At 71.7% G+C, this 13176-nt stretch carries 11 protein-coding genes; all 11 read left to right on the top strand.

The window, feature by feature from the left end:
* Positions 1 to 9: 9 nt before the first annotated feature.
* Positions 10 to 1812, top strand: a complete 1803-nt coding sequence (locus ACMCNN_RS03260) for a prolyl oligopeptidase family serine peptidase (RefSeq protein WP_412744688.1) — start codon at positions 10 to 12, stop codon at positions 1810 to 1812.
* On the top strand, positions 1813 to 2337 hold the full coding sequence (locus tag ACMCNN_RS03255; RefSeq protein WP_412744687.1) for a Uma2 family endonuclease: 525 nt from the start codon (positions 1813 to 1815) through the stop codon (positions 2335 to 2337). It begins immediately after the preceding gene.
* Positions 2338 to 2381: 44 nt separating this feature from the next.
* On the top strand, positions 2382 to 2924 hold the full coding sequence (locus tag ACMCNN_RS03250; RefSeq protein WP_412744686.1) for a Uma2 family endonuclease: 543 nt from the start codon (positions 2382 to 2384) through the stop codon (positions 2922 to 2924).
* A 49-nt stretch (positions 2925 to 2973) separates the two neighbouring features.
* A complete protein-coding gene (locus ACMCNN_RS03245; protein ID WP_412744685.1) occupies positions 2974 to 4410 on the top strand; it encodes a TldD/PmbA family protein in 1437 nt (478 codons plus the stop codon).
* Entirely contained in the window at positions 4407 to 5819 is a 1413-nt protein-coding gene (locus ACMCNN_RS03240) for a TldD/PmbA family protein (RefSeq protein WP_412744684.1), read from the top strand. Before ACMCNN_RS03245 ends, ACMCNN_RS03240 begins: the two co-directional genes overlap by 4 nt.
* A gap of 259 nt (positions 5820 to 6078) precedes the next feature.
* Positions 6079 to 6882 carry a hypothetical protein gene (locus tag ACMCNN_RS03235; RefSeq protein WP_412744683.1) on the top strand — a complete coding sequence of 268 codons (804 nt, stop codon included), beginning with the start codon at positions 6079 to 6081 and terminating at the stop codon, positions 6880 to 6882.
* Between the two features lie 13 nt (positions 6883 to 6895).
* Positions 6896 to 8803: a fumarate reductase/succinate dehydrogenase flavoprotein subunit gene (locus ACMCNN_RS03230; protein ID WP_412744682.1), complete on the top strand. Its 1908-nt coding sequence runs from the start codon at positions 6896 to 6898 to the stop codon at positions 8801 to 8803.
* A complete protein-coding gene (locus ACMCNN_RS03225; protein ID WP_412744681.1) occupies positions 8803 to 9819 on the top strand; it encodes a succinate dehydrogenase/fumarate reductase iron-sulfur subunit in 1017 nt (338 codons plus the stop codon). The genes ACMCNN_RS03230 and ACMCNN_RS03225 overlap by 1 nt, the downstream gene beginning before the upstream one ends.
* Before the next feature lie 150 nt (positions 9820 to 9969).
* Positions 9970 to 11196, top strand: a complete 1227-nt coding sequence (locus tag ACMCNN_RS03220) for a cytochrome P450 (protein WP_412744680.1) — start codon at positions 9970 to 9972, stop codon at positions 11194 to 11196.
* A gap of 37 nt (positions 11197 to 11233) precedes the next feature.
* The gene (locus tag ACMCNN_RS03215) at positions 11234 to 11875 is read left to right on the top strand and encodes an alpha-ketoglutarate-dependent dioxygenase AlkB (RefSeq protein WP_412744679.1); all 642 of its coding nucleotides are present in this window, start codon (positions 11234 to 11236) and stop codon (positions 11873 to 11875) included.
* A 93-nt stretch (positions 11876 to 11968) separates the two neighbouring features.
* Positions 11969 to 13054 (top strand): hypothetical protein, encoded by a 1086-nt coding sequence (locus ACMCNN_RS03210; RefSeq protein ID WP_412744678.1) that lies wholly within the window; start codon positions 11969 to 11971, stop codon positions 13052 to 13054.
* Positions 13055 to 13176: the final 122 nt, after the last annotated feature.

The raw sequence follows: 13176 nt of genomic DNA, 5'->3' as shown, positions 1-13176 counted from the left end.
GGATCAGCGATGCTGGTGGTCGTGGAGGTTCCCACGCTCACGGACCAGGCCGGCGGGGCGGCCGACGCGCCGGACGCCGTCGTCGTCGGCGCGGACGGCTCCCGCGTGGTGTTCCTGCGCGCGGGCGCGCTGTGGGTGCACACCGTCGCCACGGGCGCGCAGCGGTGCGTCACACCCGGACCGGTCGACGCGTACGGGGTGGACGCCCCCGCCCGCACGGCCGCGTTCGCGGTCGACGGGCGGCTGCACCGCGCCGACCTGGTCACCGGCGAGGTGGCCCCGATCGGCACCCCGGCCACCGCCGACGACCCGCACCCGGATCCCACCGGCACCCACATCGGCTACCTCGACGGCGACACCCTGCGGGTCACCGCCCCGGACGGCGCGGACGAGCTGCTGGCCGGGGAGCCCGGCGTGCGCTGGGGCGGGGTGGACGAGGCCGGCGCCCAGTTCGGCCGGACCCGCGGCTGGTGGTGGGCGCCCGGCGGCGGCCAGATCCTCGCCGTCCGCTCCGCCGGGTCGGTCAGCCTGCACCTGCTCGACCTGTACGGCGGCTGGGTCGACGTGCACTGGGACCGCGAGACGTACCCGTACCTGGTCGACGTGCACTGGGGGGACGGCGGGGGGCCGCTCATCACGGTGCTGCGGCGTACCCAGCAGCACGGGCTGGTGCTGTCCATCGACCCGCGTACCGGGGAGACCCAGGTGCACGCCGAACTGGCCGACGCCCGCTGGGTCGAGCCGGTCGCCGGCACCCCGCGGCACCTGCCCGACGGGCGGGTGCTGGTCGGCGGGGAGCTGGCCCACGACGGCTTCGACGCGCGCTGCCTGTTCGCCGACGGCAGCCTGCTCACCCCGCCCGGCCTCTACGTGCGCCGGGTGGTCGGGGTGCTGCCCCGCGCGGGCGCCCCCGCGGCCGGACCGGATCTGATCGTCGAGGGCACCGACGGCGAACCAGCCGAGCAGCACGTGTTCGCGATCCGTACCGCGCTGGTCGGCGGCGGGGCCGACGCCCGGCGCCTGACCACCGAGCCCGGCTGGCACCGCGCCGAGGTCGGCGGCGACGTGGTCGTGCTGGCCTCCGCGTCGCTGGCCGGTCCACCGACGTGGACGATCCGGCGCGGCGACGCCGCCGTCGGCACCCTGTGCACCCCGGCCCCCGCACCGGCGCGGCAGGCGCCGCAGCCGGCGCTGGCGCGGGTCACCGACCGCCGGCTGCCCGCCGCGGTGCTGTACCCGCCCGGCCACCTCAGCGGCAACCGCCTGCCCGTCCTGGTGGAGTTCGGCCTCGGCCCCGGCCACCAGCAGGTCGTCCTCGACGACGCGGCCTGGCGGGACCGGCGGTGGTGGGCCGCCGCCGGGTTCGCCGTGGTCAGCGTCGATTCCCGGGGTACGCCCGGAGTGGCGCCCAGCTTCGAGAAGGTGGTGCACCGGCGGCTGGCCGACGTGGTGCTCGCCGACCAGGCGGACGCGCTGCTGGCGCTGACCGGCAAGAACCCCGACCTCGAACTGACCCGGGTCGCGGTCCGCGGCACCGGCCTCGGCGGCTGGCTGGCCGCCCTCGCGGTGACCCGCCGCCATGACCTGTTCCGGTGCGCCGTGGCCCGCGACCCGGTCACCGACTTCACCCGCCTGCCCACCGCCCTCGCCGAGCGGTACCTGGGCCGCCAGAAGGACTCCCCCGAGGTCTACGCCCACCACCGGCTGGCCGGGGAGCCGGTCACCGACGCGCTGCTCGTGCTCGACCGCGCCGCCGACATGACGCGGGAGCTCGACTTCATCCGCCACCACACCGACCGCCTGGAGCGCTGAATGACGATCCTGCTTTCGGACAGCGTCCTGCCCACCACCGGCCTGCCCCTCACCGAGACCGACTACTTCGCGCTGGGCCCCACCGGCGCCCGGGTCGAACTGTGGGACGGCAGCCTGCACTCCTGCCCCCGGGAGACGCCCCGGCACCAGCTCATCGTGGGTGCCCTGGCGGTCGCGCTGCGGGCCGGGCGGGCCGACATGAACATCCTGTCCAGTGTCGCCGTACGCCTGGATCCGGGCCGGATCGCGGTGCCGGACCTGGTGGTCACCGGCCCGATCAACCTGGACGCCCCGTTCATCGAGGCGGCGGCGGTACGGCTGGTCTGCGAGGTGGTGTCGCCGGGCAGCGCGGCCGTGGACCGGGCGATGAAGATGTACTGCTACGCGGCCGCGGGCATTCCCTGGTATCTGCTGGCCGAGCAGGAGTTCAACGGCCTCTACAGCTACGTCCTCAAGGAGGGCGTGTACGTCCAGGACAACGTCATGCACCTGGGCGGAGTCACAGGCGTCGAGTTCGGCCGCTGAGGCGTGGGAGACTGACCGGGCTTCGCAACCGCCCGGAGGTGCCCGTGTCGACCGCCATCTTCGGCCGTGGGCAGCCGTGGACCGAAGAGGATTACCTCGCGCTCGGTGAGACACCCGACCGCGTCGAGCTGCTGGACGGCAGCCTTCTGGTCTCCCCCAATCCGTCTCTACGGCACCAGCACATCCGGGTCGAGATCGAGCGAGCGCTCGGCGGCGGTGCGCTGCACGCCCTCGGGGTGATCAACGTCCGCCTGCGTCCGAACCGGATCGCCATTCCGGACCTGGTTCTCACCGGGCCGGTCGACTTCGATGCGCCGGTGATCAACGCTGACGCGGTTCATCTCGTGGGTGAGGTCCTGTCGCCGAACAGCGCCGCGACGGACGAGGTGCTCAAGATGCACTACTACGCCGCCGCTGGGATCCCCTGGTATCTGCTCGTGGAGCAGGAGACCGGAGCGCTGCACCTGTACCGGCTGTCGGGTGACACCTACGTGGAGCACTCCTCGGCGCGGCCGGGGGCGGTGCTCGTACTCAAAGATCCGGTCGAGGCCGCCATCAGGCCGGAGGATCTGCTGCCGCCCGGATGACCGCAGGGTTCTCGCGCGCAGTGTCGCAGCGGTCGCCTAGGGTCGCGTCATGAGCCACTTTGACGAGGCGTCGGCGGCGGTACAGGCCGCTCTCGACGCCGGGGCCCGCTATGCCGACGCGCGGGTGATGCTGCGCCGCACCGAGTCGGTGACCGCCCGCGACGGGGACATCGAGGAGCTGAGTTCCGACGAGAGCGCGGGTCTGGGGGTGCGCGCGCTGACCGGCTCCGGCTGGGGCTTCTACGCCGTACCGGAATTGTCCGCCGCCGCGGCCCGGACCGCCGGGCGGCACGCGGCGCAGCTCGCCAAGGCCGCGGCCTCGGTCCCCGGCGCCGCGGGCGAGCTGGTCCCGACCAGCGCCGCGCAGGCCAGCTGGGCCAGTCCGTGCGACGTGGACCCGCTGGGTGTGCCGCTGTCGGTCAAGGGCGACCTGCTGGTGCGCGCCACGGCCGCGGCGAAGGAGGCGGGCGCCGACGTGGCCGAGGCGATCTGCCAGGTGTGGGACACCCGCAAGTGGTTCGTCTCCAGCGAGGGGCACCGCATCGACCAGCACATCCGCGAGTGCGGCGCGGGGGTGAGCGCGAGCGCGTTCGGCGACGGCGAGATCCAGCGCCGCTCCTGGCCGTCCTACCGCGGCCAGTACGGCACCCGCGGCTGGGAGCTGGTGGACGAACTGTCGCTGGTGGAGAACGCCCCCCGGATGGGCGAGGAGGCACGGGCGCTGCTGAGCGCGCCGCTGTGCCCGGCCGAGGAGACCACCCTGATCCTGGGCAGCGAGCAGCTGGCGCTGCAGATCCACGAGTCCGTCGGGCACGCCATCGAGCTGGACCGCATCCTCGGCTGGGAGGCCGCGTTCGCGGGCACGTCCTGGCTGGAGCTGGAACGGCTCGGCGCGCTGCGGTACGGCTCCGAGCTGATGAACATCACCATCGACCCGACGATCCCCGGAGCGCTCGGCAGTTTCGGCTTCGACGACGAGGGGACACCGGCGACGCCGCGCGACGCCGTCCGTGCGGGCCGGTGGGTGGGCGTGCTGGCCGGGCGGGACTCGGCGGCCGTCGCGGGCCTCGACTATGCGGGCAGCGTCCGCGCAGACGGCTGGGCGCGGCTGCCGATGGTCCGGATGACCAACGTGGGCCTGGAGCCGGGCCCGCACACCCTCGACGAGATCATCGCGGCCACCGACGACGGGGTGTTCATGGACGTCAACCGCTCCTGGTCGATCGACGACCGGCGGCTCAACTTCCAGTTCGGCTGCGAGATCGGCTACGAGATCAAGAACGGCAAGCGGGGACGGATGCTGCGCAACCCCACGTACACGGGGATCGGCCCGAAGTTCTGGCAGTCGATGGACATGCTCTCGTCGGAGATCACCGCCTGGGGCACCCCGAACTGCGGCAAGGGCCAGCCGGGCCAGATCGGCCATACCGGCCATCCGGCGGCACCGGCCCGCTTCACCGGCGTCCGGGTGGGGGTGCGGGGATGACGACAGAGACGGTACGCGGCGGCACGGAGCTGGAGCTGGCGGGCCAGGTGGTGGAGCTGGCCACGAAGTTGGCCGGGCCGGGGGCCGAGGCGGAGGTGGTGGCGGCACACACGGCGGACTCGCTGACCCGCTTCGCCAACTCGGCGATCCACCAGAACGTCGCGGAGGCCACCACGGCGGTCCGGCTGCGCCTGCACCTGGACGGGCGCACCGCGGTCGGCTCGACCACGGTCACGGACGCGGCAGGGCTGGCGGCGCTGGTGGAGCGTACGGTCGCCGCCGCCCGCCTGAGCCCGCCGGACGCGGGCTGGCCGGGTCTCGCACCGCCCGCACCGATGACCGCAGGGCTGGTGGACGAGGCGACCGCCCGGGCCACACCGGACGAACGGGCCGCGCGGATCCGCGACTTCGTGGCCGCCGCGGGCGGGCTGGAGACGGCCGGGTTCTGCCGTACCAGCCACAGCAGCGCCGCGTTCGCCAACAGTGCCGGCCAGTCCGTCGAGGGGCGGGCGGCGGACGCTGGGATGGACGGCATCGCCCGTGCGGGCGGCGCCGACGGGGTGGCCCGCTGGGCCACTGGGCGGCTGGCCGACCTGGACGGTGCGGCGCTGGGTGCCCGCGCGGCGGCCAAGGCGCGCGCGGCCACCGATCCGGTCGAGCTGCCGCCGGGCCACTACGAGGTGGTGCTGGAGCCGGAGGCCGTGGCGGACCTGCTGACGAATCTGGCCATGTTCGGTTTCAACGGCAAGTCGTGGGCGCAGGGCGAGTCCTTCGCGGAGCTCGGTGCGGCGCAGTTCGACCCGGCGATCACGCTGGTGGACGAGCCACTGGGGATCGCGGGCGAGCCCTCGCCGGGCCTGCCGTTCGACGTGGAGGGGACGCCGCGGGACGCGCTGGTGCTGGTCCGCGACGGGACGACGACGGCGATCGCACACGACCGCCGGTCCGGCGCCGACGCGGGTGCCGCGTCGACCGGCCACGGCTCGCCGGTGTCCCGGTCGTGGGGCCCGATCGCCCACCACCTGCGCCTCGTGGCCGGTGCCGGTGGCCCGTCGGGGACCGGCGGCGAGGTCGGTCCGGTGGCACCGACGGCGGCGCCGCTGGTCGCGGGCGTGGCACGCGGGCTGCTGATCACGGACCTCTGGTACACCCGCGTGCTGGATCAGAAGAGCCTGGTGGTGACCGGCCTGACCCGCAACGGGGTGTGGCTGATCGAGGACGGCGAGATCACCCGGGCGGTCGGCAACATGCGGTTCACCCAGTCCTATCCGCAGGCGCTGGCGCCGGGAGCGGTGCGCGGGATCGGCGCCGAATCCGTGCCGCTGCCGGATCGTTGGTCCGGCGTGCGGCACCGGGCGCCCGCGCTGCATCTGGCTTCGTGGCAGCTGACCGGCAATGCCTCGGGTTGAGCCGTTCGTCCTCTTGTAAGTAGTTAGTCACGAATGGGCGTGTTGAGACCGGCGGGGCCGGAGGGATTGAAAGTGATGTTGTACACAGTGTGGCTGTGTTCGACGTCACGCTCTGGCTTCACGCCGGGATCACACGCGAGACTCCCTTGCGCACGAACCGCCGGAGTCGCGGCGTAACGTGTGCCACACACAGGATCCGCACAGGCCCGCAAATCGGGCGCGGGCGCCGCGATGCAGGGCACTCTCAGGGAGAGCTTGAATGACGACGACGGCAACGAGGCCGGACGCGGGGCGGGCACGCGCTGCGATCGCGGCGAAGACGTTGCGTACGGACCGGTGGTGGTTCCCGCCGCTGATCACCTTCGTGGGCCTGACCGCGTGGGTCACCTACGCGACCGTCCGCGTGTTCATGCACAAGTGGTTCTGGGTCGAGGAATACCACTACCTGACCCCGTTCTACTCACCGTGCGTCACGGACCGCTGCGGCGGCGCCGCCGAATTCGGCACGCCGCTACCGGCCTACTGGTTCATCCCGGACGCGGCGTTCACGCTGCCGTTCCTGCTGCTGTTCCGGCTCACCTGCTACTACTACCGCAAGGCGTACTACCGGGCCTTCTGGCTGTCGCCCCCGGCCTGCGCGGTGCCCGACGGCCACGAGAAGTACTCGGGTGAGACCCGGTTCCCGCTGATCTTCCAGAACATCCACCGGTACGCGTTCTACGCCGCCGGGATCATCTCGATCATCAACACCTGGGACGCGATCCGGGCGTTCCACAGCCCCGAGGGCTTCGGGTTCGGGCTGGGCAACGTGATCCTGGTGATCAACGTCGTGATGCTGTGGGCGTACACGTTGTCCTGCCACTCCTGCCGGCACATCGTGGGCGGGCGCCTCAAGCACTTCTCCAAGCACCCCGTGCGGTACGCCTTCTGGGGCTTCGTGTCCAAGCTGAACACCCGCCACATGGCGCTGGCCTGGATCACCCTGGGCACGCTCGCGCTGACCGACTTCTACGTCATGGCGGTCGCCGCGAACTGGATCAACGACCTGCGGTTCATCAACTAGAGGGCCCCCACATATGACAACCCGAATCGAACGACACCACTACGACGTCGTCGTGATCGGCGCCGGGGGCGCGGGCCTGCGGGCGGCGATCGAGGCCCGGCTGGCCGGCAAGAAGACAGCGATCATCTCGAAGTCCCTGTTCGGCAAGGCCCACACGGTCATGGCCGAGGGCGGCGCGGCCGCCGCGATGGGCAACGTGAACAGCAACGACAACTGGATGGTGCACTTCCGCGACACCATGCGCGGCGGCAAGTTCCTCAACAACTTCCGCATGGCCGAACTGCACGCCAAGGAGGCCCCGGAGCGGATCTGGGAGCTGGAGACGTACGGCGCGCTGTTCGACCGGACGAAGGACGGCAAGATCTCGCAGCGCAACTTCGGCGGCCACGAGTACCCCCGGCTGGCGCACGTCGGCGACCGGACCGGCTTGGAGCTGATCCGTACGTTGCAGCAGAAGATCGTCTCGCTGCAGCAGGAGGACCACCGCGAGACCGGCAGCTACGAGTCCCGCATCCGGGTCTTCGCCGAGACCACGATCACCGACCTGATGCTGGACGGCAACAAGGTCGCCGGCGCGTTCGGCTACTACCGCGAATCCGGCGAGTTCATCCTCCTCGAAGCGCCCGCGGTCGTGCTCGCCACCGGCGGGGTCGGCCGCAGCTACAAGGTCACCTCGAACTCGTGGGAGTACACCGGGGACGGCCACGCCCTCGCGCTGCGCGCCGGGGCCACCCTGATCAACATGGAGTTCCTGCAGTTCCACCCGACCGGCATGGTCTGGCCGCCCTCGGTCAAGGGCATCCTGGTCACCGAGTCGGTCCGCGGCGACGGCGGCGTGCTGCGCAACTCCGACGGCAAGCGGTTCATGTTCGACTACGTCCCCGACGTCTTCCGCAAGCAGTACGCGGACACCGAGGAGGAGGCGGACCGCTGGTACACCGACCCGGACAACAACCGGCGCCCGCCCGAACTGCTGCCCCGTGACGAGGTGGCCCGGGCCATCAACAGCGAGGTGAAGGCGGGCCGGGGCACCAAGGCCGGCGGCGTCTACCTCGACGTGTCGACCCGGATGCCGGCCGAGACCATCATCAAGCGCCTGCCGTCGATGCACCACCAGTTCAAGGAGCTGGCCGACGTCGACATCACGAAGGAGCCGATGGAGGTCGGCCCGACCTGCCACTACGTGATGGGCGGGGTCGAGGTCGACCCGGACTCGGCGGCGGCGCACGGCCACGTCGAGGGGCTGTTCGCGGCCGGTGAGGTATCCGGCGGGATGCACGGCTCCAACCGGCTGGGCGGCAACTCGCTGTCCGACCTGCTGGTCTTCGGCAAGCGGGCGGGCGAGCATGCCGCCGCGTACGCGGACTCGCTGACCAAGCGGCCCAAGGTGGCCACGGCCGACGTGGAGAAGGCGGTGGACGCGGCGCTGGCGCCGTTGCAGCGCGAGGGCGGGGAGAACCCGTACACGTTGCAGGCGGATCTGCAGGCGGTGATGGGCGACCTGGTCGGCATCATCCGCCGCGAGGGCGAGCTGAGCGACGCGCTCAAGCGGCTGCAGGAGCTGAAGCTGCGCGTAGCCAACGTCGGCGCGGGCGGCGGCCGCCGCTACAACCCGGGCTGGCACCTGGCCCTGGACCTGCGCAACATGCTGGTGGTCAGCGAGTGCACAGCCAAGGCGGCGCTGGAACGCGAGGAGTCCCGCGGCGGCCACACCCGCGAGGATCATCCCAAGATGGACCCGCAGTGGCGCAAGGTGAACCTGGTCTGCTCCCTCGACGGCACGGACGTGCTGCTGGAGCGCAAGCCGCTGCCGACGATGCGGACCGAGCTGATGCAGCTGTTCGACCGCACCGAGCTGGGCAAGTACATGACCGATGAGGAACTCGCGGACTTCGACGCGTCGACCAAGGGGGCGAAGTAATGGGCACCAAGCGCCACTTCCGCGTCTGGCGCGGTGACGCCTCGGGCGGCGACATCCAGGACTACGACGTCGAGGTCAACGAGGGCGAGGTCGTCCTCGACATCATCCACCGCATCCAGGCCACTCAGAGCCCGGATCTGGCCTGCCGGTGGAACTGCAAAGCCGGCAAGTGCGGCTCGTGCTCGATGGAGATCAACGGCATGCCGAAGCTCGGCTGCATGACCCGGATGAGCACGTTCGAGGAGAACGAGACGGTCACGATCACGCCGTTGCGCACGTTCCCGGTGATCCGGGATCTGGTCACGGACGTCTCGTTCAACTACGTGAAGGCGCGCGAGACGCCGGCGTTCGCGCCGCCTGCCGGGGTGAAGCCGGGCGACTACCGCATGCAGCAGGTCGATGTGGAGCGCTCGCAGGAGTTCCGCAAGTGCATCGAGTGCTACCTCTGCCAGAACACCTGTCACGTGGTGCGCGACCACGAGGAGAACAAGCCGGAATTCTCCGGGCCGCGGTTCTTCATCCGCGCCGCCGAGCTGGACATGCACCCGCTCGACGCCAAGACCGACCGCAAGGAGTACGCGCAGGCCAGCATGGGCCTGGGCTACTGCAACATCACCAAGTGCTGCACAGAGGTCTGCCCCGAGCACATCAAGATCACGGACAACGGCATCATCCCGATGAAGGAACGGGTCGTCGACCGGCGCTACGACCCGCTGGTCTGGCTCGGCCGCAAGATCTTCCGCCGCGACGAGCTGGAGTCGGCCCAGTCGTCGCACCGGACGGAGGGCGGCCTCGGCGCCGCCATGGGTGCCGCGGGACTGCCGCCGTCGGGCGCTCGCCAGGCGGAGGGCCCGCTGCTGGGGGCCAACGGCCGGCTCGACGTCTCCGAGCTGATCGCGTCGAACGCGGGCGGCCCGTCGCCGTTCGGTGACGACCAGGATTTCCCGCTGCCCGGCTCGGAACTGACGTACCGGCATCCGGCCGCGGACCAGGACGCGGCCCCGCCCAGCCACTGAGCGGTCTCGTTCTTCAAGGCCCGCCGGCCCGCCCGGCGGGCCTTCGCCGTACCCGGCCCCCGGCGGGCGGTGCCCTACCGAATCCATCGGCGGCGAGGGTGTCATCGATCGCTCGACTTCGATACGTTAGCGGGACGTCACGCTACGGAGGTGAGCCCGTTGGCCGGACCATCCGCCGCGCCCGAGGCGCCGATCCCGTTCCCCTTCCCACCGCCGCCCTCGATCTTCCACCCGTCGCCGGAGCTGGCCGAGTTGCGGGAGCACCGCCCCGTCGTGCCGGTCCAGCTCCCCGACGGCAAGACCGCGTGGCTGGTCACCCGCTACGACGACGTACGGCAGGTCCTCATCGACCCGCGGTTCAGCCGCGCCGCGGCGACCGGCCCGGACATCCCCGACGTCGGGCTGGGCCAGGCCGCCGCCGACTCCATCCTGAGCCTGGACCCGCCCGACCACACACGGCTGCGCCGCCTGGTCGCGGGGGCGTTCACGGCCCGCCGGGTGGAGGCGCTGCGGCCGCGGGTGACCAAACTGGTCGACGAGCTGATCGACCGGCTGCTGACCCTGCCCCAGCCCGCCGACCTGGTGGAGAACTTCTCCCTCACCCTGCCGATCCAGGTGATCTGCGAGCTGCTCGGCGTGCCGACCGCCGACCGGCACCTGTTCCGCGAGTGGTCCGACACCGTCATGAGCGACCTGAGCCGCGACCCGAAGGAGATCGACGCGGCGCTGGGCCAGCTCGGCGAGTACTTCGGCCGGCTGATCGCCAGCAAGCGGGCGAAGCCCGGCGACGACCTGATGACCGCGTTGATCGCCGCGCGCGACGAGCAGGACCGGCTCTCCGAGAAGGAGCTGGTACGGCTCTGCTTCACGCTGCTGGTGGCGGGCCACGAGACCACCGCCAATCAGATCAACATGTTCCTGCTGACCCTGCAGGAGTACCCCGATCAGCGGGACCGCCTGCGGGACCGGCCCGAGACGATCCCGCAGGCGGTCGAGGAGCTGATGCGCTTCGTCCAGCTCGGCGCGGGCGGTGCGGGCCTGCCGCGGGTCACCACCGAGGACGTCGAGCTGAGCGGCGTACGGATACCGGCCGGATCGGCCGTGTTCCCGGTGATGAGTTCCGCCAACCGCGACCCGGCGGCCATGCCGGATCCGGACCGGCTCGACGTGACCCGTTCGCAGACCGCCCACCTGGGCTTCGGCGCGGGGCCCCACCACTGCCTCGGCGCCCAGCTGGCCCGGCTGGAGCTGCAGGAGGCGATGCGCGGGCTGCTCACCCGGATGCCCGGACTGACGATCGCCGTGCCGATCGAGGAGCTGCCGTTCAAGGAGGGCATGCTCCTGAGGAGTCTGCGCAGCCTGCCCGTGCGGTGGTGATTGGCACAGGCGTACTAATCGGGCCTAGAGTGGGCGGGTGAGCAGCGCATACCAGCCTTCGATGCTCGATCTCGTGGCCGGCGGGCCGGCCGGGGTGACCCTGGAGCCGCTGCCCGGCCGGCTCACCCGCCACCCGCTGACCGCGGGCGCGTGGGTGGATGTGCTGCCCGGCTGGGTCCACCACTCCGACGCCGTCTTCGAGACGTTGCTGACCGGGGTGGACTGGCGGGCCGAGCGGCGGCAGATGTATGACGGCGTGGTCGACGTGCCCCGGCTGCTGCGCTGGTACGGGCCCGGTGAGCCGCTGCCGCACCCGGCGCTCGCCGAGGCCCGGCAGCGGCTCTCCGCGCACTACGCGCACGAGCTGGGCGAGGAGTTCGTGACCGCCGGCATGTGCCTGTACCGGGACGGGCGCGACAGCGTCGCCTGGCACGGCGACACGCTGGGCCGCTCCGCGCACGCCGACACGATGGTGGCGATCGTGTCGTTCGGTTCGCCGCGCAACCTGATGCTGCGGCCCCGTGCGGGCGGCCCGAGCCTGCGCTTCCCGCTCGGCCACGGGGATCTCGTCGCCATGGGCGGCTCGTGCCAGCGCACCTGGGAGCACGCGATCCCGAAGACCGCGCGGCCGGTGGGGCCGCGGGTGAGCGTTCAGTTCCGGCCCATCAATGTCGCCTGAGCGGACACGAAGTCGTCGCCTGATCTCCATGCCCGGTACGTCGTGGATCACTTAGATTCACGGTGATCTATCACACCGGATGTGGGAGCACACATGCTCGACAGGATTCGGGTCATCGCGGCGGCGGCCGCCGCGGCCGTACTCATCATCACCGGGGCGCCGGCGCCCGCCCACGCCGCGGCACCGAGCCGGACGGAGCTGGCACCGGGCCGGGCGGAGCCGGCACCGAGCCGGGCGGAGCTGGCGCTGCGCTGGGCGCCGATCCACTACCAGGACGTGGACGCCACGGGCAGCCACGCGCTCGGCGGCAAGTCGGACTACCTCACCCGGGTCGACTTCGACGGCGACCTGGTCGGCCGCAACAACTGGGACCACGCCGGGCAGGCCGGCGCCGACTTCACCGCGGCCGTGTACTACTCGGTGGTCGAGACCAGCACGCACTGGTTCATCACGTACTTCTTCTTCCACCCGCGGGACTGGGTGGATCACCCGTTCTTCGAGACCGAGCACGAGAACGACGGCGAGGGGACCACGCTGGCGGTCGAGAAGGACGGCTCGACGTACGGGGTGCTGCGCGCCGCGGTGACCGTGGCGCACACGAACTTCTACTCCTACACGCCGTCCGGCAGCACGTGGACCGGCGGCCGGGAGACTGTGGACGGCACGCTGCAGATGCAGTCGTCGCCGCACGACGCGTTCACGCATCCGGTGACGGCGCAGGAGGTGCAGGGGCACGGGCTCAAGGCGTACCCGCAATACAAGATCAATGGGGACGGCATCGTCTACTACCCGGCGGCCGAGGGCGAGGTGCCCAGCAGCGGCAACGACCGCGACGTGACGTACCAGCTGATCGACATGTTCGCGCCCGGCGGGCTGTGGGCGCAGCGCAACACCGCCAGCCTGTTCGTCCATCTCGGCACGTTCGCCGGTGACGATTCGGGCGACTGCGGGGTCGGCACCTGGGAGTGCAGCACCGACTCGGCGAACGCGCCGTGGGGCTGGGACGACGGCGACGACGCGGTGGCCCGCGGTGAGATCGCCACCGACCCGGCGAAGCTGTCCGCCGAGTACTTCACGATTCCGGGCGGCGTGTCGCGCGGCTACACGTTCAACCCGTACGCGGGGGCGGCCGAGGCGCTGCGCACGGCGGACCGCGTGCTGCCGCGCACCGTCGACTGACGGTAGCTCCCCAGCTCCGGGCGGTGCCGACGAGGGCCGCCCGGCGCTGGTGTTGCGGGCGTATGTCGCGTGACCCACGTAGTTCACCCGTTGCGGACGCACCGCTGATCGAGGCAGGGTAG

Source organism: Krasilnikovia sp. MM14-A1004 (genome assembly GCF_047159485.1).
Classification (GTDB): Bacteria; Actinomycetota; Actinomycetes; order Mycobacteriales; family Micromonosporaceae; genus Actinoplanes.
The sequence above is the reverse complement of the archived record's forward strand: the minus strand, read 5'-3'. Positions and strand labels throughout refer to the sequence as shown.

What these genes read in the sequence shown, in the direction of transcription:
- ACMCNN_RS03260 (WP_412744688.1), top strand. Translation starts at nt 10, where the DNA reads ATGCTGGTGGTCGTGGAGGTTCCCACGCTCACGGACCAGGCCGGCGGG.
- ACMCNN_RS03255 (WP_412744687.1), top strand. Translation starts at nt 1,813, where the DNA reads ATGACGATCCTGCTTTCGGACAGCGTCCTGCCCACCACCGGCCTGCCC.
- ACMCNN_RS03245 (WP_412744685.1), top strand. Translation starts at nt 2,974, where the DNA reads ATGAGCCACTTTGACGAGGCGTCGGCGGCGGTACAGGCCGCTCTCGAC.
- ACMCNN_RS03240 (WP_412744684.1), top strand. Translation starts at nt 4,407, where the DNA reads ATGACGACAGAGACGGTACGCGGCGGCACGGAGCTGGAGCTGGCGGGC.
- ACMCNN_RS03235 (WP_412744683.1), top strand. Translation starts at nt 6,079, where the DNA reads ATGACGACGACGGCAACGAGGCCGGACGCGGGGCGGGCACGCGCTGCG.
- ACMCNN_RS03230 (WP_412744682.1), top strand. Translation starts at nt 6,896, where the DNA reads ATGACAACCCGAATCGAACGACACCACTACGACGTCGTCGTGATCGGC.
- ACMCNN_RS03225 (WP_412744681.1), top strand. Translation starts at nt 8,803, where the DNA reads ATGGGCACCAAGCGCCACTTCCGCGTCTGGCGCGGTGACGCCTCGGGC.
- ACMCNN_RS03210 (WP_412744678.1), top strand. Translation starts at nt 11,969, where the DNA reads ATGCTCGACAGGATTCGGGTCATCGCGGCGGCGGCCGCCGCGGCCGTA.